Annotated in this window: 28 protein-coding genes; 12 read left to right on the forward strand and 16 right to left on the reverse strand. The window is 70.2% G+C overall.

What is annotated here, in order from left to right; all coding sequences use genetic code 11:
- Positions 1-6: 6 nt before the first annotated feature.
- From AMK34_RS35240 to clpS, 3 genes are read right to left on the reverse strand one after another with little or no spacing between them, the layout of a single operon-like run.
- The gene (locus AMK34_RS35240; RefSeq protein WP_073848243.1) at positions 7-999 is read right to left on the reverse strand and encodes a P1 family peptidase; all 993 of its coding nucleotides are present in this window, start codon (positions 997-999) and stop codon (positions 7-9) included.
- Positions 996-1,553: a DUF2017 domain-containing protein gene (locus AMK34_RS35245; protein ID WP_007028265.1), complete on the reverse strand. Its 558-nt coding sequence runs from the start codon at positions 1,551-1,553 to the stop codon at positions 996-998. Before AMK34_RS35245 ends, AMK34_RS35240 begins: the two co-directional genes overlap by 4 nt.
- Complete coding sequence (clpS, locus tag AMK34_RS35250) at positions 1,550-1,849, reverse strand: ATP-dependent Clp protease adapter ClpS (RefSeq protein ID WP_005165655.1); 300 nt, start codon at positions 1,847-1,849, stop codon at positions 1,550-1,552. The genes AMK34_RS35245 and clpS overlap by 4 nt, the downstream gene beginning before the upstream one ends.
- 74 nt (positions 1,850-1,923) lie before the next feature.
- On the opposite strand from clpS, the gene AMK34_RS35255 reads away from it, so the two are divergent.
- The 3 genes from AMK34_RS35255 to AMK34_RS35265 are packed head-to-tail and all read left to right on the forward strand — an operon-like array spanning position 1,924 to position 4,473.
- The gene (locus AMK34_RS35255) at positions 1,924-3,228 is read left to right on the forward strand and encodes a nicotinate phosphoribosyltransferase (protein WP_037341518.1); all 1,305 of its coding nucleotides are present in this window, start codon (positions 1,924-1,926) and stop codon (positions 3,226-3,228) included.
- Between the two features lie 19 nt (positions 3,229-3,247).
- Positions 3,248-3,823, forward strand: a complete 576-nt coding sequence (locus AMK34_RS35260) for an isochorismatase family protein (protein ID WP_016336791.1) — start codon at positions 3,248-3,250, stop codon at positions 3,821-3,823.
- Complete coding sequence (locus AMK34_RS35265; RefSeq protein WP_073848244.1) at positions 3,820-4,473, forward strand: bifunctional 4-hydroxy-2-oxoglutarate aldolase/2-dehydro-3-deoxy-phosphogluconate aldolase; 654 nt, start codon at positions 3,820-3,822, stop codon at positions 4,471-4,473. Before AMK34_RS35260 ends, AMK34_RS35265 begins: the two co-directional genes overlap by 4 nt.
- 69 nt (positions 4,474-4,542) lie before the next feature.
- Here AMK34_RS35265 and AMK34_RS35270 read toward each other — a convergent pair whose 3' ends face one another.
- Positions 4,543-5,208: a choice-of-anchor P family protein gene (locus AMK34_RS35270; protein WP_038509012.1), complete on the reverse strand. Its 666-nt coding sequence runs from the start codon at positions 5,206-5,208 to the stop codon at positions 4,543-4,545.
- 143 nt (positions 5,209-5,351) lie between these two features.
- On the opposite strand from AMK34_RS35270, the gene AMK34_RS35275 reads away from it, so the two are divergent.
- The 3 genes from AMK34_RS35275 to AMK34_RS35285 all read left to right on the forward strand — a co-directional run bounded on the left by AMK34_RS35275 (position 5,352) and on the right by AMK34_RS35285 (position 8,554).
- The gene (locus AMK34_RS35275; protein ID WP_073848245.1) at positions 5,352-5,960 is read left to right on the forward strand and encodes a biotin transporter BioY; all 609 of its coding nucleotides are present in this window, start codon (positions 5,352-5,354) and stop codon (positions 5,958-5,960) included.
- 125 nt (positions 5,961-6,085) lie between these two features.
- Entirely contained in the window at positions 6,086-8,143 is a 2,058-nt protein-coding gene (locus AMK34_RS35280) for an ATP-dependent DNA helicase (RefSeq protein ID WP_038509010.1), read from the forward strand.
- Positions 8,144-8,200: 57 nt separating this feature from the next.
- Positions 8,201-8,554 (forward strand): hypothetical protein, encoded by a 354-nt coding sequence (locus tag AMK34_RS35285; RefSeq protein WP_037341500.1) that lies wholly within the window; start codon positions 8,201-8,203, stop codon positions 8,552-8,554.
- A gap of 72 nt (positions 8,555-8,626) precedes the next feature.
- On the opposite strand, the gene AMK34_RS35290 is transcribed toward AMK34_RS35285, so the two are convergent.
- From AMK34_RS35290 to ctaD, 5 genes are all read right to left on the reverse strand, one after another.
- Positions 8,627-9,031: an OsmC family protein gene (locus AMK34_RS35290; protein ID WP_073848246.1), complete on the reverse strand. Its 405-nt coding sequence runs from the start codon at positions 9,029-9,031 to the stop codon at positions 8,627-8,629.
- An 11-nt stretch (positions 9,032-9,042) separates the two neighbouring features.
- Positions 9,043-10,791 (reverse strand): serine/threonine-protein kinase, encoded by a 1,749-nt coding sequence (locus AMK34_RS35295; RefSeq protein ID WP_073848247.1) that lies wholly within the window; start codon positions 10,789-10,791, stop codon positions 9,043-9,045.
- Positions 10,792-10,808: 17 nt separating this feature from the next.
- On the reverse strand, positions 10,809-11,567 hold the full coding sequence (locus tag AMK34_RS35300) for a peptidyl-tRNA hydrolase (protein WP_038509007.1): 759 nt from the start codon (positions 11,565-11,567) through the stop codon (positions 10,809-10,811).
- Positions 11,564-12,793, reverse strand: coding sequence for a phosphoserine phosphatase SerB (gene serB, locus AMK34_RS35305; protein ID WP_073848248.1), 1,230 nt, complete (start codon positions 12,791-12,793; stop codon positions 11,564-11,566). Before serB ends, AMK34_RS35300 begins: the two co-directional genes overlap by 4 nt.
- A gap of 88 nt (positions 12,794-12,881) precedes the next feature.
- Positions 12,882-14,660, reverse strand: coding sequence for an aa3-type cytochrome oxidase subunit I (gene ctaD / locus AMK34_RS35310; RefSeq protein WP_038509006.1), 1,779 nt, complete (start codon positions 14,658-14,660; stop codon positions 12,882-12,884).
- A gap of 135 nt (positions 14,661-14,795) precedes the next feature.
- Between ctaD and AMK34_RS35315 the strand changes: the two genes are divergently transcribed.
- Positions 14,796-15,635 carry a phosphotransferase gene (locus AMK34_RS35315; RefSeq protein WP_073848249.1) on the forward strand — a complete coding sequence of 280 codons (840 nt, stop codon included), beginning with the start codon at positions 14,796-14,798 and terminating at the stop codon, positions 15,633-15,635.
- A 46-nt stretch (positions 15,636-15,681) separates the two neighbouring features.
- Here AMK34_RS35315 and AMK34_RS35320 read toward each other — a convergent pair whose 3' ends face one another.
- Positions 15,682-16,890 carry a glycosyltransferase gene (locus AMK34_RS35320; protein ID WP_073848250.1) on the reverse strand — a complete coding sequence of 403 codons (1,209 nt, stop codon included), beginning with the start codon at positions 16,888-16,890 and terminating at the stop codon, positions 15,682-15,684.
- 112 nt (positions 16,891-17,002) lie between these two features.
- Complete coding sequence (locus AMK34_RS35325; RefSeq protein ID WP_073848251.1) at positions 17,003-17,740, reverse strand: alpha/beta fold hydrolase; 738 nt, start codon at positions 17,738-17,740, stop codon at positions 17,003-17,005.
- On the opposite strand from AMK34_RS35325, the gene AMK34_RS35330 reads away from it, so the two are divergent.
- Positions 17,739-18,281 (forward strand): GNAT family N-acetyltransferase, encoded by a 543-nt coding sequence (locus AMK34_RS35330; RefSeq protein ID WP_073848252.1) that lies wholly within the window; start codon positions 17,739-17,741, stop codon positions 18,279-18,281. The genes AMK34_RS35325 and AMK34_RS35330 overlap by 2 nt on opposite strands.
- Before the next feature lie 18 nt (positions 18,282-18,299).
- Here the strand turns inward: AMK34_RS35330 and AMK34_RS35335 are convergent, their stop codons facing one another.
- Positions 18,300-18,587, reverse strand: a complete 288-nt coding sequence (locus AMK34_RS35335) for a hypothetical protein (protein WP_038522495.1) — start codon at positions 18,585-18,587, stop codon at positions 18,300-18,302.
- A 210-nt stretch (positions 18,588-18,797) separates the two neighbouring features.
- Positions 18,798-19,550, reverse strand: coding sequence for an AraC family transcriptional regulator (locus AMK34_RS35340; protein ID WP_143202711.1), 753 nt, complete (start codon positions 19,548-19,550; stop codon positions 18,798-18,800).
- A 51-nt stretch (positions 19,551-19,601) separates the two neighbouring features.
- Between AMK34_RS35340 and AMK34_RS35345 the strand changes: the two genes are divergently transcribed.
- Together AMK34_RS35345 and AMK34_RS35350 are read left to right on the forward strand one after the other, a co-directional pair.
- Complete coding sequence (locus AMK34_RS35345) at positions 19,602-20,165, forward strand: class I SAM-dependent methyltransferase (RefSeq protein ID WP_143202727.1); 564 nt, start codon at positions 19,602-19,604, stop codon at positions 20,163-20,165.
- A gap of 77 nt (positions 20,166-20,242) precedes the next feature.
- Complete coding sequence (locus AMK34_RS35350; protein ID WP_073848253.1) at positions 20,243-21,367, forward strand: serine hydrolase domain-containing protein; 1,125 nt, start codon at positions 20,243-20,245, stop codon at positions 21,365-21,367.
- Here AMK34_RS35350 and AMK34_RS35355 read toward each other — a convergent pair.
- Complete coding sequence (locus AMK34_RS35355; protein WP_073848254.1) at positions 21,364-22,488, reverse strand: alkaline phosphatase family protein; 1,125 nt, start codon at positions 22,486-22,488, stop codon at positions 21,364-21,366. The genes AMK34_RS35350 and AMK34_RS35355 overlap by 4 nt on opposite strands.
- 50 nt (positions 22,489-22,538) lie before the next feature.
- Here AMK34_RS35355 and AMK34_RS35360 point away from each other — a divergent pair, with 50 nt between their 5' ends.
- Both AMK34_RS35360 and AMK34_RS35365 read left to right on the forward strand, forming a co-directional pair.
- Complete coding sequence (locus AMK34_RS35360) at positions 22,539-22,751, forward strand: FmdB family zinc ribbon protein (protein ID WP_038508997.1); 213 nt, start codon at positions 22,539-22,541, stop codon at positions 22,749-22,751.
- A gap of 98 nt (positions 22,752-22,849) precedes the next feature.
- On the forward strand, positions 22,850-23,770 hold the full coding sequence (locus tag AMK34_RS35365; protein WP_038508995.1) for a mechanosensitive ion channel family protein: 921 nt from the start codon (positions 22,850-22,852) through the stop codon (positions 23,768-23,770).
- Positions 23,771-23,804: 34 nt separating this feature from the next.
- On the opposite strand, the gene AMK34_RS35370 is transcribed toward AMK34_RS35365, so the two are convergent.
- Together AMK34_RS35370 and AMK34_RS35375 are read right to left on the reverse strand one after the other, a co-directional pair.
- The gene (locus AMK34_RS35370) at positions 23,805-24,188 is read right to left on the reverse strand and encodes a DUF6401 family natural product biosynthesis protein (RefSeq protein ID WP_038508993.1); all 384 of its coding nucleotides are present in this window, start codon (positions 24,186-24,188) and stop codon (positions 23,805-23,807) included.
- Between the two features lie 60 nt (positions 24,189-24,248).
- Positions 24,249-25,367 carry a trans-sulfuration enzyme family protein gene (locus AMK34_RS35375; RefSeq protein WP_073848255.1) on the reverse strand — a complete coding sequence of 373 codons (1,119 nt, stop codon included), beginning with the start codon at positions 25,365-25,367 and terminating at the stop codon, positions 24,249-24,251.
- Between the last annotated feature and the right edge of the window lie 51 nt (positions 25,368-25,418).

Below are 25,418 nucleotides of genomic sequence, written 5' to 3' on the forward strand. Positions count from 1 at the left end.
GCGTGGTCAGGAGAACGCTTCGGGCCAGACGTCCCGGTACGCCCGCATGTCCCCCGCCGCAGTGGCGGACAGCACACCGTGCACCATCGCCCGCCCGAACACCCGCGCGGCCGCCGAGCACAGCTTGTCCAGCACCAGCGCGCGCCGCGCCGCCGCGACGGGGCCCGCGCCGCCGGGGAGCTCCCGGTCGCCGGTCGCCAGCGCGAACACCGTGTCGCCGTCGAACATCGTGTGCGCGGGCCGCACCGCCCTGGCGAGGCCGTCCTGAGCGGCGACCGCGAGCCGTCGCGCCTCCGCCTTGGACAGTGCCGCGTCGACCGCGACCACGCCGATGGTCGTGTTGAGCCCCGCGGCCTTCGCCTCGACGTCGCCGGGCCGGTCGGGCCAGCGGACGCCGAACTCGCCGTCGACCTCGTGATCCGCCGCGTACGCGCGGCCGGTCGAGAGATCGACGGCCTCGCCGGCGGCGTTCACGGCGGCGACGACGCCGACGGTGAACTCGCCGACCTTCTCCGAGGCCGTCCCGATCCCACCCTTGAGTGATCCCGCCTTCGCCCCGGCACCCGCGCCGACGGTCCCCGACGGCACCGGGCCGTCCTTGGCCGCTTGGCATGCCGCGTAACCGAAGGAGGCGTCCGGACGGTTGCCCCAGTCACCGCGCGGCAGGTCGAACAACACCGCGGCGGGAACGATGGGCACCACCTCGTGCGGCTGAGCCCCCACCGGGATGCCCTGGTTCCGCTCGGCGAGCCAGCGCATGACGCCGTCCGCGGCGGCCAGTCCGTACGCGCTCCCGCCGGACAGGCAGATCGCGTTGACGTGCTGGACCAGGTTCTCCGGCTCCAGCAGGTTGGTCTCCCGCGTGCCGGGCGCGCCGCCGCGCTGGTCGACGGCCCCGACGGCGCCACCGGGCACCAGCACGACCGTCGTCCCGGTCGCCCAGCCGTCGCCGACCCGCTCGTGGTGCCCGACCAGCACGCCGGGAACGTCGGTGATCATGACGTCAGCGACTGGATGAGGGTCTCCTGCACCCAGGTCAGCCAGTGGTAGACGCCGAGATGCGGCGCGCGCGGATCGTCCTCGGGCAGTTCGTCGGGCATGTCCTCGGTGACGTCGAGCGCGGTGCCCAGCGCCAGCCGGACGTCGTTGAGCGCGCCCAGCCACGCGTCGGCCTGCTCGAAGGTCAGCCGCACGTTCCCGCCGTCACGCGGCAGGGTGTCCAGCACGATCTTCGCGACGCCGACCTTCTTGTCCAGCAGCTCGGGCTCGTGGATCGACCGCATCGCGGCGGCCGAGTCGATGTCCTCGCGGGTCGGGTTGTCCGGGTCGAGCTTGTGGAAGTCCGGCAGCAGCCGCGAAAGCACCGGGTCGTCCGGCGATTCGGTCGGGCCGGTGCGGATCCCGGTCAGCTCGGCGAGCTCGTCCTGCGGCGCCTCCTCGGCGCGGGCGGTGAGCATGTCCTCCAGCTGGCTGACCAGACCGCGCAGCACGGCGGCCTCCTGCTGCTCGAAACCGGCGACGATGGTCTCGCCCTTGCGGCGCCATCCGTTCATGAAGGCTGCTCCATGGTCGCCCAGAGACCGGCCGCGTGCAGTTTCGCGACGTCGGTCTCCACCTTCTCCTTGGAACCGGAGGACACGATCGCCTTGCCCTTCTGGTGCACGTCGAGCATCAGCTTCGTCGCGTGGTCCCGGCTGTAACCGAACAGCTTCTGGAACACGTACGTCACATACGACATGAGGTTCACCGGATCGTTCCAGACGACCGTCCGCCAGGGTTTGTCCTCAGAGACGACTTCTACTCCCTGTGGATCAACCTGCGTCTGCTCGGATGCGACAGGCGTGGACATGCACTCCATGGTGTCACGGGCCCGATCCGGTACGGGCTGGCAGGTCCGGCCATGTGGGTGAATAGGCTGGTGCCATGGGTTTCCCCGAGGCGGCCACTGGCGCCAGCACCGCGCTGCTCACCGACCACTACGAGCTGACCATGCTGGCCAGCGCCCTGTCCGACGGGACGGCGGACCGGCCGTGCGTCTTCGAGGTCTTCGCACGTCGTCTGCCCGACGGCCGCCGCTACGGCGTCGTCGCGGGCACCGGGCGGGTCCTCGACGCGATCGCGGACTTCCGGTTCACCGACGCCGAGCTGAGCCAGCTGGAAGCGACGGCCGTGGTCGACGACGCCACACTTTCGTGGCTCGCGGACTACTCCTTCTCGGGGGACGTCCACGGTTACCCCGAGGGTGAGCTGTACTTCCCCGGCTCCCCGATCATGACCGTCACCGGTTCCTTCGGCGAGGCCGTCGTGCTGGAGACGCTGATCCTCTCGATCCTCAACCACGACAGCGCGATCGCGTCCGCGGCGGCGCGGATGTCGGGCGCCGCGCACGGCAGGCCGATCATCGAGATGGGCGGCCGCCGCACGCACGAGTACGCCGCCGTCGCCGCCGCGCGGGCCGCGTACCTCGCCGGGTTCGCCACGACCTCCAACCTCGAAGCCGGGCGCCGCTACGGCATCCCGACGCGGGGCACCGTCGCGCACGCGTTCATGTTGCTGCACGACAGCGAGGAGCAGGCCTTCCGCGCGCAGGTGGACAAGATGGGTGCCGACACCACCCTCCTGGTGGACACCTACGACATCACCAAGGGCATCGAAACGGCCGTCCGGGTGGCGGGCACCGAGCTCGGCGCGATCCGCATCGACTCCGGCGACGTGGGCCCGCTGGCGCGCAAGGCCCGCGAGCAGCTGGACGCCCTCGGCGCGAAGGACACCCGCATCGTGGTGTCGGGCGACCTCGACGAGCACGCGATCGCGGCGCTGCGGGCGGAACCCGTCGACGCGTACGGCGTCGGGACCTCGGTCGTCACCGGTTCCGGCGCGCCGACCGCGGGGATGGTCTACAAACTCGTCGAGGTCGACGGCAAACCGGTCGCGAAGCGCAGCGCGCACAAGGAATCCCGCGGCGGGCGGAAATCCGCGCTGCGACGGCACCGCGAGACCGGCACCGCCGTCGAAGAGGTGATCTGGACGGCCGCCTCGCCGGTCCCGGAACGGGGACCGAACGACCACGAATTGCAGATTCCGCTGGTCCGGGGCGGCCGGACGGTGGATGATTTGCCCACGCTGGACGACGCGCGCCAGCGGCTTCGGCGGGCGCTGGTGAGCCTTCCGTGGGAAGGCCTCAAGCTCTCGCACGGGGAGCCCGCCATCCCGACCGTATTCGTCTAAAGAGACTCAGGAGCAACACATGGGGACCGCCTTGATCGTGGTCGATGTGCAGAACGACTTCTGCGAGGGCGGGTCGCTCGGCCTGCCCGGTGGCGCCGCCGCCGCCGAAGCGATCTCCAAGCAGGCCGCGGAGGGTGGCTACGCGCACGTCGTCGCCACTCGCGATTACCACATCGACCCGGGCGACCACTTCAGCGAGACGCCGGACTTCAAGGACAGCTGGCCGCGGCACTGCGTCGCGGGCACCTCCGGCGCGTCGTTCCACCCCGCGCTCGACGTGGTCCCGATCAGCGAGGTCTTCTCCAAGGGCGAGTACACCGCCGCGTACTCCGGTTTCGAGGGCAACGCGCGCGACGGCAAGACGCTCGACGCGTGGCTGAAGGAGCACGACGTCACCGAGGTCGACGTCGTCGGCATCGCGACCGACTTCTGCGTCCGCGCGACGGCGCTCGACGCGGCGAAGGCGGGCTTCACCGTGCGGGTGCTGCTCGACCTCACGGTCGGCGGTTCGCAGCCGACGGTCGACGCCGCGCTCAAGGACTTCGACGAGGCGGGCGTGACCTACACGGGGAAGGCGCCGGTCCCCGCCGCATGATCCAGCACGACCTCCAGGACACCTTGATCGAAAACCGGCTCGTCGCAATCCTGCGGGCCGCGGACGCGAGCCGGTTCGCCGACGCCGCGACGGTGCTGCACGCGGCGGGCGTGCGGGTACTCGAAGCGGCGTTGACCACGCCGGGCGCCACGGACGCCATCGCGACCATCCGGAAGAAGCTCGGCGACGACGCGTACGTCGGCGCCGGGAGCGTGCGCGAAGTGTCCGATGTGGACAAAGCGGCGGACGCCGGCGCGATGTTCCTGGTCACGCCGACGGTGAATCCGCTGGTCATGGAGCGCGCGCACGAACGCGGGCTGCCGGTGATCTGCGGCGCGCTGACCCCGACCGAGATCGACCAGGCGTGGCGTCTCGGCGCGGCGGCGGTGAAGGTGTTCCCGATCGCGGCCGTCGGCGGGATCGCCTACCTGCGGGCGATCCGGGCGCCGATGCCGGACATCCCGCTCGTCCCGACGGGCGGCGTCCACCTGGCCGAAGTCGCGAAGTACCTCGAGTCGGGTTCGATCGCCGTCGCGGCCGCCACGCCGCTGGTCGGCGACGCGCTCACCTCGAGTGGCTCGCTGACCGATCTCGCCACCCGGGCGAGTGAGTTCGTCGCCGCGGCCGCGAAGTACGTCTCGCGCACCTGACGCATTTCGTCCTCTGGATGCGGTACTTGCGTGTGCAAGGACCGCATCCAGAGGACGAAACGCGGGGCGTCAGGGCTTCTTCTTGCCGTACGGGTCGCAGCGCGCGGTCCCGAGGTAGATGTCGCCCTTCGCCGGTCCGCCGCCCTGCGGGAACAGCTTGATGTGCAGCATGTGCGTCACGAGGCTGCCGTCGGGCGGCGTCGGCGTGACGGTCTCGTTGACGGTGAGCGACGCCAGCGCCGTCCCGCCCTTGCCGCCGGAGATGGTCAGCCGGTAGTTCTGCGGGATGTTCTCCGGCAGCGTGAACCCGCTGACGTCGCCGAACTCGATGTAGCCGAGGCTGCCGTCCTTCGTGGTACTGCATTTCGCCATGAACGTGCGGACCTTGATCACCGGGCCGCCGAACCGCTTGAGCAGGGTGGTCTCGAAGCGCCGCCCGGCCGCCTCGCCGATGGCCGCCTCACCGTTCCGGCCGCAGCGCGACTCGCCGCCGCCGAACCGGGCGAAGTCTCCGGTGGATCCGCCCTGGGTCTTCGCGTTCAAGGGGCCGTCGACGTCGCACGGCGCCAGCTCGCCGGTGACCACGTGTTCGTCGCCGATCTCCACGTCGAGCGAACCGACCGACGCGGCCGCCGTCGCGGGCGCGGGCTCGGCCGACGCGATCGCCGGTCCCCCCGTCACCAGCGCCCCGGTCAGCATCGTCACCGACAACAGCCTCGAAACGGGTTTCCTCATGTCCGGCAGCCTTCACCAACCGCCTGTCCCGTGCAGGGTCATGCCACCCGGTCGAGTGGATCGTGAGGTGCCCGACATTCGGTCCGCGCCCCGCCATCTGACGTTAACCTCGGTTCACATTCGTGTACTCATAGGAGGTCTGAGTGTCTTCGCTGTCCGTGACCGGCACCCGCCCGGTTCTCGCCGACCTCGTTCCCGGCGCACTGGTCCGTGACGCGGTCCTGGTCGCCGGTGGTGCCGCCCTGACCGGTGTGGCCGCGCAGATCCTGATCCCGGTCCCCGGCTCGCCGGTGCCGATGACCGGCCAGACGTTCGCCGCCCTGCTGGTCGGCGCCGCGCTCGGCTGGAAGCGCGGCGCGCTGTCGATGGCGCTGTACCTCGCCGTCGGCGCGGCCGGGTTCGGCTGGTTCCAGAACGGTTCTTCGGGCCTGTTCGGCGCCAGCGCCGGCTACATCGTCGGCTTCGTGCTCGCGGGCGCCCTGGTGGGCGCGCTCGCCGGCCGCGGCGGTGACCGCACGCCGCTGCGCACGGCGGGGACGATGGTGCTCGGCAACCTCGCCATCTACTCGGTCGGTGTGCCGTGGCTCATGGCGTCGACCGGCATGGGTCTGTCGACCGCGCTCGACAAGGGTGTCGTGCCGTTCCTGATCGGGGACGCGCTGAAGATCGCCGTCGCGGCGGCGCTGCTTCCGGGCACCTGGGCGCTGGTCTCGCCTCTCAGTGAAAACAAGCACGGCCGCAAGGAGTCGTGACCGGTCCTTTCACCGCCCCACGAGCCGCAATGAAAGGTCCTTTCCTCGCAAATTTTGCGAGGAAAGGACCTTTCATTGCACGGGGCGGACGATCTTGACGGTGCCCCCGGCTATCGTCTTGTCCCGTGCCCTCCCGTGCTGATTTCCCCGGTGTCCTCGAACTCCTGACCCACGCGGTCGAGTCCGTGGGCGGTGCCGAGCGCGAGGGCCAGGTCAAGATGGCGGACGCCGTCGGCCGCGCCATCCGCACCGGCGAGCATCTGGCCGTCCAGGCGGGCACGGGCACCGGGAAGTCGTTGGCCTATCTCGTCCCCGCGATCCGGCACGCGGTCGAGAAGGAGGCAACGGTCGTGGTCTCCACGGCCACCATCGCGCTGCAGCGTCAGCTCGTCGACAGGGATCTCCCCCGGTTGGCGAAGGCGCTCAAGAAGCCCCTCGGCCGCGAGCCCACCTTCGCGATCCTCAAGGGCCGCCGTAACTACCTCTGTCTCCATCGGCTCGATTCCGGCGCCCCGGACGAGCCGGAAGACCAGCAGCTGTTCGACCCGTTCGCCGTCTCCCGGCTCGGCAAGGAGGTCACCCGGCTGCGGGAATGGTCGTCCGACACCGAAACCGGTGATCGCGACGAGCTGGTCCCCGGCGTTTCGGACCAGGCGTGGCGCCAGGTGTCCGTCACCGCCAAGGAATGCCTGGGCGCTTCACGCTGCCCCATCGGCACGGACTGCTTCGCCGAGCGGTCGCGCGCCGAGGCGGGCAAGGCCGACGTCGTGATCACCAACCACGCCCTGCTGGCGATCGACGCGCTGCAGGGCTATCAGGTGCTGCCCGAGCACGATCTGGTGATCATCGACGAGGCGCACGACCTGGTGGACCGCGTGACCTCCGTGGCGACCGGCGAGCTGACCAGCGGCATGGTCTCCGCCGCCGCCCGGCGCTGCGGCAAACTGGTCGACGACGAGGTGGCCGATCAGCTGCTGGAGGCGAGCGACGGGCTGGCCCTCATCCTCGACGACATGCCCTCGGGCCGCATGGATTCGCTGCCCCAGGCCCTCACCGGCGCGATCCCCGCGGTCCGCGACGCCGCGCACCGCTGCCTCACCTCGCTCGGCAAGGACCGCAAGGAGGACGTCGACGAGGCCACGGCCCGCAAACTGGCGCGGTCACTGCTCGAAGAGGTCCACGACACCGCCGTCCGGCTGCTCGAAGCCTTCGACGACGACAAGGCGCATCAGCGTGACGTCGTCTGGCTGACCGGGGACCGCTTCTCCACGAACCCGCGCCCGCCCGCGCTGAAGGTCGCTCCGCTCGGTGTCGCCGGCCTGCTGCGCGAGCGCGTCTTCAACCAGCACACGACCGTCCTCACGTCGGCGACGCTGACCTTGGGCGGCACGTTCGACACGATGGCCCGGCAGTGGGGTCTCCCGCCCGGCGGGGCCAGGGTCGAGAAGGCACCCGGCGCGGCGACGGACAAGGCCGCGCCCGCCGACAGCGACGACGCCGAGGGCCCGAAGTGGACCGGCCTCGACGTCGGCTCGCCGTTCGACCACAAACGCAACGGCATCCTCTACCTGGCCAAACACCTGCCGCCGCCGGGCCGGGACGGGTTGCAGCCCTCGACGATGGACGAGCTTGCCGAGCTGATCGAGGCCGCGGGCGGGCGCACGCTCGGCCTGTTCTCCTCGATGCGCGCGGCGAAGCAGGCGACAGAGGAGATGCGGGAGCGGCTCGACCTGCCGATCCTCTGCCAGGGCGACGACGCCACCGGCCTGCTGGTGCAGAAGTTCTCCGAGGACGCGCGCACGTGCCTGTTCGGCACGCTGTCGCTGTGGCAGGGCGTCGACGTGCCCGGCCCGTCGCTTCAGCTCGTGGTGGTCGACAGGATCCCGTTCCCGCGCCCGGACGATCCGGTCTCGTCGGCGCGGCAGCGAGCCGTGGAAGCCAGGGGCGGCAACGGGTTCCTCACCGTCGCGGCCACGCATGCCGCGCTGCTGCTCGCGCAGGGCACCGGGCGGCTGCACCGTTCGGTCACCGATCGCGGGGTCGTGGCGATCCTGGATTCGCGGCTGGCCACCGCCCGCTACGGCGGATTCCTGCGTGCCTCGCTGCCGCCGTTCTGGCCGACCATGGACCCGAAGGTCGCCCGCGACGCGCTGCGCCGCCTCGACGCGGCCGCCCCGGCCTGAGTGGCCTGGAACACGGCCGAGTACCGTTAACGGAACGCCGAAGACAGGGAGAACCGGTTGTCCCAGGAGTCGCCCAACGCACAATCCCGGACCGTCAGCGTCGATGACACCGGAGTGCGGCGCCAGCTCGCGGACGGCAGCGAAGAAGCCGTCACGTGGTCCGAGCTGTCCGCGGTGGTGGTCAGAGTGATCCCTGAAGGCCCGTGGAAGGAAGACGTCTTCTTCATGCTCGCCGGCGCCGACGGGAAGGGCACCGCGATCCCCAGCGGCGACCCGGCCGCCGACGCGCTGATCGAGCGGTTGCAGACGCTGCCCGGCTTCGACAACGAGAAGTTCATCGAGGCCATGACCACCGACGCCGATGAGGCGTACGTGGTGTGGAGCTCCGAAGGCCACGCCGCCAAACACTGAGCCAAGTGCCATGAAAGGTCCTTTCCTTGCAAATTTTGCAAGGAAAGGACCTTTCATGGCATCCGGAGGCGGCTACTCGACGGGGAAGCTTTCCGTGACCGGGATGCCCTTCTTCAGCGTCCGGCTCACCGTGCACAGCCGATCGATGGCGCGATCCACCGCCGCCGCGAGCGCCTCTCGATCCGCGGCGGGCAGCGAGGACACGTCGACGTCGAAAGCCACGTGGACGGCGTCGAGCTCCGAAGCATCTTCGCGCCTGTCCGCGGTCACGCCGACGCGGAACTTCGAGTCCTCCCCGATCCGGCGCGTGATGAGATTCTCGGCGGTGACGGCCGAGCAGCCCGCCGCCGCGATCTGCAGCAGTTCAGCAGGGGAGAAGGCACCCTCGGCGCCCTTACGGCCGATCACGACCTCGGCACCGCGTTCGTTGCGGCCGATGAAGCGGTGCTCACCGTCGCGCTGGACTTCCAAAGACACGGTTTTCCCTTTCAGAGTGGCGGCAGCCTCGGGGCGATCTCGCCGGCGAGCCGTTCCGCGGCCGGGCACATCTCCGCCGGCTGCTTGACCTTGTCCGCGACGTAGATCTCCACCGTCTCGATCATGGCACGACCGTCGCCGGTGAAGCCCCGGTGCGGGATCTCCGCCTGGCAAGCCTTCCATTCGGTGGAGACCTCGACGAAGGCTTCCCGCGATCCGAGAGCGACGCGTCTGCCGTCGTCTTCGAACGGTGCCCGCTCCCGTTCGAACCGGACCGTCACCTCGGTCTCGCGATGGTTCCAGTAACACTCCCAGTTGCCGAAGACCGGATCCGGCGTCGCCGGGCCGCCGACGATCGCCTGCGGCAGGTTCCCACCCAGCACGCAGGCGTCGAGACTCCCGAGCGAACCGGCGGGGAACGGCGCGGGACGCCGCTCGACCGGCTCCCGGTTCAGCACGCTCACCGCGTGCGTGGCCACCGGATCGACGTAGTCGCACAGATGCGCGTGCCAGTTCTTGATGTGCCGGGCGTGCACCCACACCTGGTTGCCGTCCGGCAGCGGGATACCGCGCGCGCACTTGTCTTCCGAGTCGCTCGGCACCTCGCGCACGATCAGCTGGCCCGGCATCGGCTTGTCCAGCAACGGTGACGTCGGCGTCGTCAGTTCGAGCCGGATGTCGACGATGTCCTCGTCGTCGGGGCTCAGGCGCAGCCGGACACCGCACGCGTTGAAGTTGCCGCCGGCGCTGTCCAGTTCCGGTGTCCCGAGATGGTTCAGCACGGACGGCTCCACCAGCGCGCACGGATCCGCCGTCCGCCGGTCCCCGATCAGCTCGGACGGCGGCCCCGCCGCGATCGACGCGGGCTCCCTGGTGGCGAAGAACAGCGCCCCGGTCAGCACCAGCACCGCCACGACGGCACCGATCGCGAGCGCGCGTTTGGGCACGCGGAACCGTCGCGTCCGGACGGGACCGTCGACGTCCGCGACTTCGGACAGCAGTTCGGCGGCACGGACGGCGTTCGGCCTGCCTGCCGGCCTGCGCCGCAACAGTTCGGTCAGCGCGGGCGCCAGCGGCCCCGCCCGCCGGATCGGCTCCAGGGTGTACGCCGTCGCCCGCCGGAGCTGCACGAACGGGCCCACGTTCGCGTCGCCCCACACCGAGGTGCCTTCGACGGCGGCGAACAGGGTCGCGCCGAGCGAGAACACGTCCGCCGCCGCGCCCGCCTGCCGCCCTTCGGCCATCTCGGGCGCGACGTAGCCGGGAGTGCCGACGTCGAGGCCGCCGCCGGTGCGGGTCACCTCCGCCCACTGCGCGATGCCGAGGTCGGTGAGTTTGGCGGTGCCGTCTTCGGCGACCAGGACGTTGCCCGGCTTGAGGTCGCGGTGGACCATGCCTTTTTCGTGCATCGCTGCGAGCGCCGCGGCGAGCTGGACGCCGATCTTGGCCACCTTGCCGGGTGGCAGCGGCCCGTCGGAGTCGATGACGTCGGCGAGGCTGCGCGAGGGCAGGTACTCCATCACGAGCCAGCGGTCGTCACCGTCGATCACGGCGTCGAAGACGGTGACCACGTTCGGATGATGCAGGCCCGCGCCGATCCGCGCCTCGCGCCGGATCTGACCGCTGTCGCCCGCCTGCGAACGCTTGAGGGCGACGACCCGCCCGAGGTCCAGATCGGTGGCACGCCAGACCACGCCCATACCCCCGGCGCCGATCCGCTCCTCCAAGCGATAGCGCCCGGCGATCAGCCGGTCACCCATGCGGGGAGTATAGGAGGCTAAGCCCTTTGGGCTATGACCGTGACGGTTCCGGGATCTACTTCGGTGAACCCGGCGTCCCGGACCGCGACGACCCCGTCACGACGCCACGAACCTTCGGGATCCTCGACCGGGCAGAGTGCCTTCCAGGTCGCGACCGGAGGAGTCCGCACCGAACACCGGAACCCGGTCGCGGCCCACGCGGCCAGTTCGGCTTCGTCCAGCACCGACGCCAGGATCATCGTCGCGTGCCCGACCTGGGCGGCGCCCTTGCCGACGGTCATCGAGACCTCGGGGTTCAGCAGTAACCGCGGGAGGCCGTCGGGCGCGGGCCCCGGCTCGTCGGCGGGGAGTTCGCTGCCGGAGATCTGCAGCCGCGAGACCTCTTTCGGGGACTCCACGACCCGGCCGGGCAGCAGCGCCCGCGCCTCCGCGCCGTCGACCTCGACCGTGATGCCCGGCAGTTCCTGGACCGCCTGCCAGTGCGCGCCGCGCGCCCGCCGGGCGACCTTGCGGATCCGGCCGTCGACCCACGCCTTGAGCGGGTCGTGCCAGTCGCCTCCCGGCAGCGCGCGTTCGTCGAGACAGACCGCGACCGCGGCCGCCGCGGCGGCCTCCAGCAACGCGGTCCGCGACGGCGGTTCGGCCCGTTCCATCCGCAGGATCACCGGCATGGCGCGGACCTCGGCGGGATCCTCGTCGGAGGTGTCCACCGTGCTTTCCGCGGGGAGGCCGAGCCAATGGGCGTAGCGCGCGGCCAGCGGCTCCAGCACGCTCATGGCCGGGAAAGCTCGAGACCGTCGGCCGCGTCGGCCGCCTCGATCTCGGCCCTGGTGACGCCGAGCAGGAACAGCACGGCGTCGAGGTACGGGTGGGAAAGCGCGGTGTCGGCGACCTCGCGCAGCGCGGGCTTGGCGTTGAAGGCGACACCCATCCCGGCGACCGACAGCATGTCGATGTCGTTCGCCCCGTCACCGACCGCGACGCACTGCTGCAGCGAGATCTCGTACTCGTCGGCGAAGCGGCGAAGCGCCTTCGCCTTGCCCGCGCGGTCGACGACCTCCCCGACCACCCTGCCGGTGAGCTTGCCGTCGATCACTTCGAGTTCGTTCGCGGCGGCGAAATCGAGGCCGAGGTCGTCCACGAGGGACTGGATGATCTTGGTGAACCCGCCCGAGACGACGCCGCAGCGGAAGCCCATCCGCTTCAGCGTGCGGATGGTCGTGCGCGCGCCCGGGGTGAGCTCGATGGACGCGGCGACCTCGTCCAGCACCGTTTCGGGCAGCCCTTCCAGCAGCGCGACGCGGCGTTCCAGCGACTCGCCGAAGTTCAGTTCGCCGCGCATCGCGGCCTCGGTGATCTCACGGACCTGCGGTTCGACCCCGGCGTGCGCGCCGAGCATCTCGATGACCTCGCCCTGGATGAGCGTGGAATCGACGTCGAAGACCACCAGGCGCTTGGCCCGGCGGGCGAGCCCGGCCCGCTCGACCGAGATGTCGATCCCGGCCTCGACGGCGGCGTCCGCGAGCGCGGTGCGCAGCGCGGCGTCGGCCTCCGGGGTGTCCTGGGCGAGCGAGGCGTACAGCTCCAGCCCGGTCACCGGGTAGTCGGCGACGCTGCGGATCGAGTCGATGTTGACGTCCAGCGCGGCGAGCCTGCGCGCGACGTCGGAGAAGGCGCGCGCGGTCACCGGGCGGCCGAGCATCAGCAGGACATGCGTCGAGTCCTTCTGGCCGATTGCGAACGGGTCGGCGCCGATGGCCGAGCCGATCTTCACCTCCACCTGCATCCCGACCGACGCCATCGCCTGCTCGACGTACTCCTGCAGGCCCTCGGGGTCGCGATAGACGCCGGCGAGCACGCCGAGCACCAGCTGGCCGCGGATCACGACCTGCTCGACGTCCAGGACGTCCACGTCATGGCGCGACAGCACGGCGAACAGCACCGAGGACACACCCGGCTTGTCGGGTCCGGTGGTGGTGATGAGAACTGGTGTCTGCGTCACGAAGGTCAGTCTCCCTCAGCCGGCCATGAAAAAGGCGCGTGCCTTGCCCCTGTGTGAGGCAAGGCACGCGCCGTTTCCGCTTATCGGGTCACTTCTCGCTGGAGTTGTCCTCGGAGTGATCACCCGGCATGGCCGCCTCGGTGAGCACTTGGGACGGCGCCCGGTGGGTGTTGACCTTCTGCTTCCCGAAGAAGCCGATCTCACCCTCCTTGTGGATGCGCTCCATCATGTGCGGGTAGTGCAGCTCGAACGCCGGACGCTCGGACCGGATCCGCGGCAGCTCGGTGAAGTTGTGCCGCGGCGGCGGGCAGGACGTCGCCCATTCGAGCGAGTTGCCGTAGCCCCACGGGTCGTCCACCGTGACGATCTCGCCGTACCGGTAGCTCTTGAAGACGTTCCAGATGAACGGCAGCGTCGAGGCACCGAGGATGTACGCGCCGATCGTGGAGATCGTGTTCAGCGTCGTGAACCCGTCGGACTGCAGGTAGTCCGCGTACCGGCGCGGCATGCCTTCGGCGCCGAGCCAGTGCTGCACCAGGAACGTGGCGTGGAAGCCGATGAACGTGGTCCAGAAGTGCCACTTGCCGAGCTTCTCGTCCATCATGCGGCCGGTGATCTTCGGGAACCAGAAGTAGATCCCGGCGAACGTGGCGAACACGATCGTGCCGTAGAGCACGTAGTGGAAGTGCGCGACGACGAAGTAGCTGTCGGACACGTGGAAGTCGATCGCCGGCGCGGCCAGCATGATGCCGGTCAGACCGCCGAAGAGGAACGTGACGATGAAGCCCATCGAGAAGATCATCGGCGTCTCGAAGGACAGCTGGCCCTTCCACATCGTGCCGATCCAGTTGAAGAACTTCACACCGGTCGGGACCGCGATCAGGAAGGTCATGAAGGAGAAGAACGGCAGCAGCACGGCGCCGGTCGCGTACATGTGGTGCGCCCACACGGCCACCGACAGCGCGGCGATCGCCAGCGTCGCCCAGACCAGGCCCTTGTAGCCGAAGATCGGCTTGCGGCTGAAGACCGGGAAGATCTCCGACACGATCCCGAAGAACGGTAGCGCGACGATATAGACCTCTGGATGGCCGAAGAACCAGAACAGGTGTTGCCAGAGGATCACGCCGCCGTTCGCGGGGTCGAACACGTGCGCCCCGAGATGCCGGTCCGCCAGCAGGCCCATCAGGGCCGCGGTCAGGATCGGGAACGCCAGCAGGATCAGGATGCTGGTGACGAGGATGTTCCAGGTGAAGATCGGCATCCGGTACATCGTCATACCGGGGGCGCGCAGGCAGATCACCGTGGTGATCATGTTGACGCCTCCGAGGATGGTGCCGAGACCGGACACGACCAGACCGGAGATCCACAGGTCGGCGCCGACGCCGGGCGAGTGGATGGCGTCCGACAGCGGGGTGTAGGCGAACCAGCCGAAGTCGGCGGCGCCACCCGGGGTCAGGAAGCCGGACATCACGATCAGGCCGCCGAACAGGTACAGCCAGTACGAGAACGCGTTCAGCCGCGGGAACGCGACGTCGGGCGAACCGATCTGCAGCGGCAGGATGAAGTTCGCGAAGCCGAACAGGATCGGCGTCGCGTACAGCAGCAGCATGATCGTGCCGTGCATGGTGAACAGCTGGTTGTACTGCTCCTGCGAAAGGAACTGCTGCCCGGGACGCGCCAGCTCGGAGCGGATCAGCATCGCCATCGCGCCGCCCACCATGAAGAAGGCGAACGACGTGACCAGGTACATGATGCCGATTTGCTTGTGGTCCGTCGTGCGGAACAACCGCAGCAGGTACGAACCCTTAACCGACTCGCGCGCGGGATACGGGCGCGTGGCGATCGGCTTGGGGGCTACGGCCGTCACTCCTGCCTCCAACACTCAAACCTTGTGGTGGTCAATTTGCGGTCGCCGGGCGGGTTCGGGACCCAATCCGGCGGCTAGTGGGGATCGTAGCCCTCACTACCGACAGTCGCGCGCACCGGCTGGCAAGATCGGGCCATGACCGACGAACACACGCGTGCGGGAGTGGCCGCGGCGCTCGCCGTCGGTGACCGGTACGGGCTGCCGACGGGCCGTCCCGATGTCCTGCATTTCAAGTCGAACGTGCTGGTGAGGCTGGGTCCGGTGGTGGCACGGGTGCCCGGCACGACCCGGCTCGCCCGGTCGTCGCCCGAGGACTGGCTCGCGCGTGACGTCGAGCTGTCGAGGCACCTCACGGAACGTGATGTGCTCGTCGTCTCACCGACCACGGATCCCCCGGCAGGACCGCATTTCGCCGACGGACTGCCGGTCACTCTCTGGCACTACACGCCGCACGAGCCGGGCCACACGCTGCCGCCGCGCGAGGTGGCGCTTTCCCTCGCCCGGGTGCACGACGCGCTCGCAGACTACCCCGGTGAACTGCCCGAACTCGGGCCCGTCCGCGAACTCCGGACGGTGCTCGACCGGCACGGCGCCGTCATGGGCGATGCGGCGCCCCGGTTGTACGACGAACTCGAACGGGTCGCGGCGGCACTTCCGGACGGCGAGGCCCGGCCGCTGCACGGAGACGCCCATCGGGGGAACGTCGTCGCGACCGCGGCCGGGCCGTGCTGGCTCGACTTCGAGGACACCTGGCGCGGGCCGCTCGGCTGGGACCTCGGCGTGCTCTGCGCGGAGGCCGGGCGCGCGACTCTGGACGCGTACCCGGCGGACGTGGCGCCTTCGTCGCTGGAGCCGTTCATCGCGTTGCGGCGGTTGTTCGAGGTGCCGTGGCGGTTCGTGATCGCGCAACGGTTCCCCGAACGGCTCCCTGAGGCCGAAGCCGCCCTGGAGCGCTACTTCTCCTCCCCCGTTTAGTCCTCTGAATGCGGTCGTTGCACGCGCAAGTACCGCATCGAGAGGACTAAACGCCGGACATCAGGAGCCGAGCCGCCTCATCGACGCCGTCCGTCCGCACCTCGCCGCCGACCTGCCGGGCCCGCGAGGCGACTTCGGGACGAAGCACCTCGCCCAGAGCGAGCGTCAGCGCTTCGACCGAGGGCTCCCCCGTGATCGACGTCCCCACCCCGAGATCCCGCACGCGCTGCGCGAAGTAGGGCTGGTCGAACATCTGCGGCACCAGCACCTGCGGCACCCCGGCCCGGGTCGCCGCCGTGGTCGTGCCGGCGCCGCCGTGCTGCACGACGGCCGCGACCCGCGGGAACAGCGCCTGCTGGTTGACGTCCCCGATCGCGATGCAGTCGGGTGCGTCGTCGATCAGCGCCAGTCCGGTCCAGCCCCGGAACACGATCGCCCGCCGTCCGTGCGCCCTCGCCGCCTCGATCATCGCCTTCGCGATCTCCTCCGGGGCGCGGATGCTCCCGAATCCGAAGTAGACCGGCGGTTCCCCGTCGTCGAGGAACGCCTCCAGTTCCGGCGACAGCGGGCTGTGGTCCGGCAGCAGCCAGGCACCGGTCTGGTGGACGTCCAGCGCCGACGGGCCCCGCCACGGCGCCAGCACCGGATCGGCGGCCAGCCAAGGGTGCTCGGTGAAGATGTGCCCGCGCACGTCGTCGACCGGCGGCAGGCCCAGCAGTTTCCGCTGCGCGTCGAGCACGTCGCCCCATTGCGCGTTCCACCGTTCCGCGTCGTCGGCCCACAAGGCCGGGATGTCGGCGTCGGGATTCTTCGGCGCCCATCCCGGGAAAACGGGCGGACGATGGTGCAGCGAAGGCAGCGTTATCGGGCAGTAGGCGGTGAAGAAATACGGAATCCCTTTTCGCTCGGCCACCGAATGGGCGGCGATGTTCAAGGCCATTCCCGCGACGACGGCGTCGCAGCCCTCGGCCACGTCCGGCATCGTCTCGAACTGGTTCACCACCATGGCCTCGGCCATCGCGCGCCGCCCTTCCGGTGTGGCCATCGCCTTGGTCATCGCGGAATCCGGCTTCGCCGTCGACCGCAGTTCCGGCCCCAACGGCGCGAAGGAGATCCCGAGACCTTCGGCCCACTCCCGGAAATCCGGCGGCGCGCAAAGCCGGACTTCCTGGCCCAGTTCCCGCAATCGCACCGCCAGTGCCACCAGCGGCTGCACCTCACCCCTCGTCCCGATAGTGGACAGGAGTACACGCATGGGAATCCCCCTTCGGCAAAAACGTGAAGGCACGAATTGTGGACCGGGAATGGGGGCTTGCCGCAAGCCCCGGGGTCCGCTATACCTTTAAAGGGGCGAGGGGAACCTTTTCTTACGCGGGATACCAGCCCAAGATCGCTTCGACGACTCCGGCCGGATCCTCCAGCGGCGTCAGATGTCCCGCCTCCGGCAGCACCACCAATGTCGCGTCAGGCAGCGTTTCCACCAGGGTGTTCGCCGCTTCCAACGGGGTCAGGCCGTCCTCTTCGCCGACCACGACCAGCGCCGGAACGTCCGCCGAGCGCAGCGTTTCGAGCGAATCGGGCCGGGCCGCCATCGCGCGCGCCGCCCACGCGATCCCCGACGGCGGCTGCGTCGTGATCAGTTCCCGAAGCCGTTCGACCACTTCCGGGCGCGCCTTCTCCGCGAGCAATCCGGGCGTGACCGCTTCGGGCATCCAGCCTGCGCCTTCCGTTTCGACCCGGGCCGCGACGTCGTGCCGGGCTTGCGCGGCTTCCGGGGTGTCAGCGGTCGCCTTCGTGTCGATGAACACGAGCCCGCCCACACGTTCCGGCGCGAGGCGCAGCACCGCCATCGTCAGGTAGCCGCCCATCGAGCAGCCGCCGAGGACGACCTTGTCGAGTTCCAGCCGGTCGAGCAGCGCGACCACGTCGCGGGCGGCGTCGTCCAGATCCGGCTCCCGGGCCGTTTCCGGCAGCGGGCTGCGGCCGAGACCGCGCTGGTCGGGGGTGATCAGCCGCAGGCGTTCCGAGAGCGGCGCGCGGACCGCGTCCCACATGCGGGCGTCGACGGGGAAGGCGTGCAGCAGTACCAGCGGGAGATCGTTCATGGCGATAATTCTGTCGCACCCTGGCGCTACCGTCAGATCCGTGCTGACAGAGATCAAGACGGAGAGGCTGCTGCTGCGGAGGCTGCGCGAGGCGGACCGCGAGAACATCGTCGCGCTGCAGGCCGATCCGGAGACGAACAAGTTCAACGTCGTGCCGCACACCGTCGAGGGTGCGCGGGAGCTGTACGACGCCTGGATGAAGCAGTGGGCCGAGCACGGATTCGGCTATCTCACGGTGTCCGCTTTGGACGAACCCGAGGTGATCGTCGGGTTCGGTGGCGTCCGGTACCACGAATGGAACGGCGAGCGCGTGCTGAACCTCGCGTATCGCTTCTGGCCGTTCGCCTGGGGCAAGGGCTACGCGACGGAGATGGCGGCCGCCGCCGTCGAGTGGGCCGAGCGGGAGATCCCCGACGTCCCGGTGATCGCCAACATCATGGCGTCCAACGAACCGTCCATCCGGGTCGCCGAGCGGCTCGGTTTCACGGTCCACACGGAGGAGGAGTACGAGGGAGAACCTTCGCTGCACCTGCGGCGCTGAAGCTCACCAGCGGCCGAGTCACCAACGACCTGGCCTTCGCCGGGACCGCGCGCCCCAGCACGCCTTGTGCCAATGGCGGCGGTCGGCGACGCCTCCGGTGTCGTCGGCGGGCCAGGCGACCAGATGCGGGGTCCCCTGCCGGATCTCGTGGTCGCAACCGGGACAGCGGTAGTCCTTGGTGGCCTGCGCGCCGGGCACGGTGCGCACCAGCCATTCGCCGTCGGAGGCGGATTCGGAGCGCGCCCAACCGGTCGACGCGCCGAGGTCGGGGCGCCCACCGCGTTCGGGCCGGTTACGTCGTGGCACGCCCGAAACGGTATACGGCGGGCCCGGCCGGCCGCCGACGTAGGCGCGCAGGGTCACACCCGGTCCGCCTTCCGTCACGCGTGTCGTCCGCCTGATCACGCATGACGTCCGCCTGATCACGCATGACGTCCGCCGGATCACCCGTGTCGTCCGGCCGATCATGCGTGATCGAAGCCGGATCATGCGTGATCGGAGGCGTGACTCGGGGAGTCAGCCGCCGAAGTAGGCGCCCGGCGTCACACCGACCGCGCGGCGGAACGCGGCGACGAAAGCGCTCGGCGACGAGTAGCCGATCCGGCGGGAGACGGCGGTCAGCGGCATGCCCTCGGCCAGCAGCGGCAATGACGCGCGCAGGCGCGCTTGGACCCGCCACGCGCCGAACGTCGTGCGGCACTCGGTGAGGAACAGCCGCGCGAGGGTGCGCTCGCTCGCGCCCGCGTGCCGGCCGAAATCGGCGAGGGCGCGGCGGTCCGCAGGATCGGCGATCACCGCCCGCGCGACGGCCAGCGCACGTTCGTCGGACGGCATCGGCACGGTGATCGGCACGACGTCCACCGGTTCGAGCAGGTCGAACGCGACCGCCTCGGCCCGGCGGCGCGCGTCGTCGCCGAGGTCGGCCGCGCCGAGGTGCTCCAGCAGTTCGCGCAGCAACGGGCGGACGGCGACGAGCGTCGGTTCGGGCCAGCGCACCGGGCATCGGTCCCGGGCGGCGTAGATCCCCCGCAACACGGTCTGCGCGGTGGCACCGGTCCGGTGGACGACCCCGGCCGGGATCCAGAGCGCCCGCGTCGGCGGCAGCACCCAGTGCCGCTCGCCGACGTTCACGCTGAGGATCCCCCGCGCCGCCCAGGCGAGCTGGTGGCCGTCGTGTTCGTGCCAAGGGAGCCAGGTGCCCGCGGGCAGGTCCATCTCGCCGAGCACCATCGCCGTGGACATCGGCGGCAGGAGTCCGATATTCGACATCGGTTGGCAGCCTATCGCCTATCGGTCACCGTTAGCTTCGAACGCATGCCGATGAACCTGGTGCACCGCAAACTCTGCAGTTCCGCGCTGTGGGCGAAGGCCGTCGCCGCCGAGATGCCGGGCAACGTCGCCGGCTTCGACCTGGGTGACTCCGTCCTGGAGATCGGCCCCGGCTTCGGCGCGACCACACGCGCGCTCGTCGGCCTCGTCCCCCGGTTGACCGCCGTCGAGATCGACGAGGCGTCGGCGGACCTCCTCAAGCGGGAATTCGACGGCCGGGTGCGGATCGTCCAGGGCGACGGGGCGGCGATGCCCTTCGAGGACGGCGAGTTCTCCGCGGTCGTCTGCTTCACGATGCTGCATCACGTGCCGACGACGGCGTTACAGGACTCGATCTTCGCCGAGGCGTTCCGCGTGCTCCGCCCCGGCGGTGTCCTGCGCGCGATCGACAGCCTGGCGAACGCGCCGTTCCGGCTCCTCCACCTCGGCGACACGATGAACGCGCTCGACCCGGTCTCGCTCTGGCCCCGGCTCACCGACGCCGGATTCACCGACATCGAGGTCGACCACGTACCCAAGCGCTCCGTGAAGTTCTCGGCGAGGAAGCCCGTCTGACCGGCTAGGGGTTCGTTCACGAAAAGCCCGGGTCTTAGGGGCTGCCCGGGCGCCAGGGGCGTCCTAGCGTCGGGGCAATGAATCGTCTGTTTCGCGGTTTGGCGGCGATCGCCGCCGGCACCGCCTTGTTCTCCGGAACACTCGCGGCCGGCCAGGCCGTCGCCGCCCCGGCCAGGGAAGGACTGCAAAAGGCGCTGGACGACGCCGTCGCCGCCGGTGCGCCCGGCGCGTACGCCGCGGTGCTCGACGAGGACGGCGGCTGGTACGGCCGGAGCGGCGTCGGCGACGTCACGACGGGCGGCGCGCCGGACCCCCGCGGCCGTTTCCGGGCGGGCAGCATCACCAAGAGCGTGGTCGCCACCGCCGTCCTGCAACTGGCCGGTGAGGGCGAAGTCGGCCTCGACGACCGCGTCCAGGACCGCCTTCCCGGGCTGCTGCCCTACACCGAGCCGATCACCGTGCGCCAGTTGCTGCAGCACACCAGCGGGATCCCGGCGACCGACCGGTGGAACAGCCTCCCGGAGATCGACACGACCCGCTGGCGGCACCAGTCACCGGACGAGACCATCCGGCTGGGGACCGAGGGCAAACCGCTGGCCTTCCCACCCGGCCAGGGCATGGTGTACTCCAACACCAATTACGCCGTGCTCGGGAAACTCGTCGAAAAGCTCACCGGTGACGAGCTGAATTCCGTGCTGCAGCGCCGGGTTCTCGACAAGGCGGGGATGCGGGACAGCTCCCTCCCGTACCGCTATCCCCACGTCCATCACGCGGCCGCCCGTGGTTACGAACGGCTGTACGGTCCCGACGCGCCGCTGACCGACGTCACCGACTACGAGATGTCGCGGTTCTGGGGTTCCGGGAATCTGATCTCCACCGCCGACGATCTGAACCGGTTCTATGGCGCCGTGTTCACCGGACGGCTCTTCCCCGCGGCGCAGCTGGCCGAGATGCGCAAGACCGTGCCCAGCGGCGTTCCCGCGGTGGACTCGGGCCTCGGCGTCATGCGGCTGCGGCTCCCGCAGGGCTGCGCCGCGCCGGAGGCTTGGGGCTTCAACGGTTCGGTGCCCGGCTACAACACCTGGAGCATGCGGACCTCCGACGGCGCCAGGCAGATCACGGTCGGCGTCACCACGAACCTCACCTCCGAAACCGCGCGCTCGGCCGTGCTCCGCGCGATGTTCGCCGAGTTCTGCGGCTAGCCGCGCGCGAGGACCAACGGGACGAGTTGCTCGGCCGGCGTGAGCGAGCCGTGCTGCCCGACCAAGGAGGACTCGACGGCCTCCGCCAGTTCTCGCACGAGCCCGAAGCGTCCCTTCGCCGCCACGACCACGTCGCCGATACGCGGGCGGACCCGATCGGAGACCGGCCCGAACCAGCCCGCCTCGACGGCCTCGTCGCGCGGGAGGATCCACGCCCGGTCTCCGATCACCTCGCGCCACGCCGCCAGGACATCGGCATCCGCGCCGGCTTCGCTGTAGACGTGCCGCGCCCGGACCTCGCCGCCGATGGCCCGGACGCCGCCGAGCAGCGCGGGTGTCTCGTCGATGTCGAGCGCGCCCTCGACGGTGACCATGCCATGGTCGGCCACGACGGCGAGGAGCGCGCCGGGCGGCAGGCCGTCCACAAGGGACTCGACCAGCCGGTCGACCTGCCGCAGTTGCATCCGCCACGGCGCCGAACCAGGCCCGTAGATGTGGCCCAGCATGTCGAGTTCGCTGTGATAGCCCCAGCAGAACGCGGGCCGCGCTTCGAGGCAGTGCAGGACGCAGGCGGCCAGGTCACCGAGCGCGTGGACGCCCACATAGCGCGCGCCGGACTGTGTCGCCCGGGTGAGCGCGGTGTCGGCGAACTTCGCCGAAGACACCACGCTGGTCGTGATCCCGGCGGCCGCCGCGCGTTCGAACGTCGTCGGCAGCGGCTGCACCTCGCGCGGCGGCAACGCCCCGCGGAGATCGCCGCCGTCCACGTGGCTGCTCCAGCGCAACGCGTTCAGGACGCCGGTGCCCGGCACCTCGAAGCTGTACCCGACCAGGCCGTGTTCCCCCGACGCCAGCCCCGTGCCGATCGCGCCGAGCCCGGCCGCCGTCGTCGCCGGGAAACCGACCCGCAGCGGCGACTTCGCCAGCTGGGTGAGCACGGGCGCGTCGGTGGGATGCTCGGCCAGCAGCTCCCAGCCGAGACCGTCGATGAGCAGGACACAGGCGCTGGACGCCTCCGCCAGGCTCAGCGAATTGGCGAACCCCTCGGCGCCGAGGGCGGAAAGCACGGACGGGACGACTTGGCCGAGATGCGGCACGTGCGCCGCGACAGGCAGTTCCACCCGGCCAGCTTGCCATCCCGGCGGCCGGAAGGAGATGGGATAATGACGGAATGCCGACCTACGCCTACCGCTGCCGCGAATGCGCCGGAACCTTCGAACTGCTGCGGCCGATGAGCGAGTCCGGTGCGCCCGCGCCGTGTCCCGAGGGCCACCAGGACACCGTCAAGCTGCTGACGACCGTCGCGCTGACCGGGTCCGCTTCCGGTCCGGCCCCTGTTCCCGCAGGTGGAGGCGGTTGCTGCGGCGGAGGCTGCTGCAGCTGACCCACCCGTTCGGGTGGCGCAACGTGTGATCGCCCGAATGGCGGGTACCCCCTTCCCACCAGTCTGGAAGCTCCAGTGGTGGGAAGGGAGAAAGTCCAGTGGCCACATCAGCACTGGCGGCCGTCGACTTCGGTCAAGGCGTGTCGAGCGCCTGGAGTTCGGTCGCCACCTTCGTCCCGAAACTGCTCGCGTTCCTGGTCATCCTGTTCATCGGCTGGCTGATCGCCAAGGCGCTCTCGAAGGCCGTGAGCATGGTGCTCGAGAAGGTCGGGTTCAACCGGCTCCTCGAACGCGGGGGCTTCAAACAGATGCTCGCGCGCAGCCAGTTCGACGCGTCCGGCATCATCAGCAAGATCGTCTATTACGCGATCCTGCTGATCGCCCTGCAGTTCGCGTTCGGCGTGTTCGGCCCGAACCCGGTGAGCGCGCTGCTCAACGACATCGTCGCGTGGCTGCCGCGTGCCATCGTCGCGATCGTCATCGTGGTGATCGCCGGCGCGGTCGCCAAGGCGGTCAAGGATCTGATCGGGAACGCCCTCGGCGGTGTCTCCTACGGCAAGGTGCTCGCCACCATCGCCTCGGTGTTCATCTGGGGCCTCGGTGCGATCGCCGCGCTGAACCAGATCGGCGTGGCCACCGCGGTCACGATGCCGGTGCTGATCGCCGTGCTCGCCACGGTCGGCGGTATCGCCGTCGTCGGTGTCGGCGGTGGTCTCATCAAGCCGATGCAGCAGCGCTGGGAGACCTGGCTCGGCCGGGCCGAGGCGGAGATCCCCGCCGCGAAGGCGCAGGCCGAGGCCTACCAGCGCGGTCGCGAGGACGCGGGCCGCTCGGGTGAGGTACCGACGGAGCGGACGACGGTCAACCAGCCGGTGTCCGCCGGGCATCACGCCGTGAACCCGAACGCGCCGACGCAGCACCAGCAGTTCCCGCCCAGCCAGGGTCAGGTGCCGCAGCATCAGGATCCCGGCCAGCGGCCCCCCGGTGGAAACATGCCCCCTCCGCCGGAGTACCGCTGACCTTCCACGGGAGCGGGTGGGGCGTCCGGCCGCCCTACCCGTTCCCGGTCGGCTGGGTCCGCCGGTCGTCCATCGAGGCGGCCAGCGAACAAACGCCGACCAGCCGCGCGGTCAACCAGTCGCTGGTGGTCCACGCGGTCAGATCGGCCGGAGCACGGAACGTCCAGCCCTTGGCCTTCGCCTCGTCGAGCAGCCCGCGCGTGTAGCCGGCGAGCAGGACGACCCCGGCCACCGCCGCCGAGCCTTCGACCCCGACCGCGAGGATGTCGCGCACCGCGGCGGAGTGCTGATCGAAGACGGCGGACAGCGCGGGCACGGCCGCCGCGGCGGCGAGCCCGGCCACACCGATCTGCTGGTGCAGCCGGGAAAGCGTGCTACGAGCCGAAGATTCCACCCAGGACGAGACCAGATCTTTCACCCGACCAGGTTAGCCAGGCCGGACGATTTGTCGACATCCCGGTGATGACGATCGCAGAACTCAGCAAGCTTTGAGTGCTTGATCGAGGTCGTGCCACAGGTCCTCGACGTCCTCCAGCCCCACCGACATGCGGATGAGCCGGTCGGTGACCCCCGCGCCGCGCCGGTCGTCCTCGGCGACGATCCGGTGGCTGATCGACGCGGGATGCTGGATGAGCGAATCCACACTTCCGAGGCTGACGGCCGGGGTGATCAGCCGGACCGCGCCGATGAGCGCGTGCGGATCGCCGTCCACCTCGAACGCGATCAGCGGACCACCGATGGCCGGGTAGTGCACGGCGCTCACGTTCGCGTGGCCGCGAAGCCGCTCGACGAGTTCGGCGGCCGTCGCGGACGCGGCGTTGACGCGCAGCGGAAGGGTCGAGAGGCCGCGAAGCAGCATGTACCCGGCGAGCGGGTGCAGCACGCCTCCGGTGGCGAAGCGGATCTGCCGCAGCATCCCCGCGTCTTCGGCGCCGCAAGCCACCACGCCGCCCATGACGTCGCCGTGCCCGCCGAGGAACTTGGTCGCGCTGTGCAGGACGAACCGGGCGCCGTGCCGTCCCGGCCGCTGGAGAACGGGGGTCGCGAAGGTGTTGTCGACCAGCACCGGGACCTCGCCCGCGGCGCGCACGATCTCGGCGATGTCGACCTCGCGCAGGGTCGGGTTCGCGGGGGTTTCGAGCAGCACCAGCCCGGTGTCGGGACGCAGCGCCGAGGCGACGCCCTCCGGATCGGCCCAGGTCACCTCGGTCCCGAGCAGCCCGGACGTCAGCATGTGGTCGGTGCAGCCGTAGACCGGCCGGACGGCGACGACGTGCCGCTTGCCCTGGGCGACGGCCGCGAGCAGCGAGGCCGAAACCGCGGCCATGCCGGTAGCGAACGCGACGGCGTCCTCGAACCCTTCGAGTTCGGCCAGCGCCTTCTCGAAACGCTCGACGGTGGGGTTGCTCAGCCGCCCGTAGACCGGGAGCCCGGACAGCGAGCCCGAGGCGGCGAATTCGTCGATGCGGCCCGCCTCCTCGACACTGTCCCGCGACGGGTAGGTCGTGGACAGGTCGAGCGGAGCGGCGTGGACGCCGAGGTCCGTGAGATCGTCACGGCCGGCGTGGACGGCTCGGGTGCGCAGCGTTGCGGTCATACCCCAGATGGTGCGATTTTCTCCGGATCGACCGCAATATCCTCGGATATC

This window comes from Amycolatopsis sp. CB00013, from assembly GCF_001905755.1.
GTDB classification, from domain to species: domain Bacteria; phylum Actinomycetota; class Actinomycetes; order Mycobacteriales; family Pseudonocardiaceae; genus Amycolatopsis; species Amycolatopsis japonica.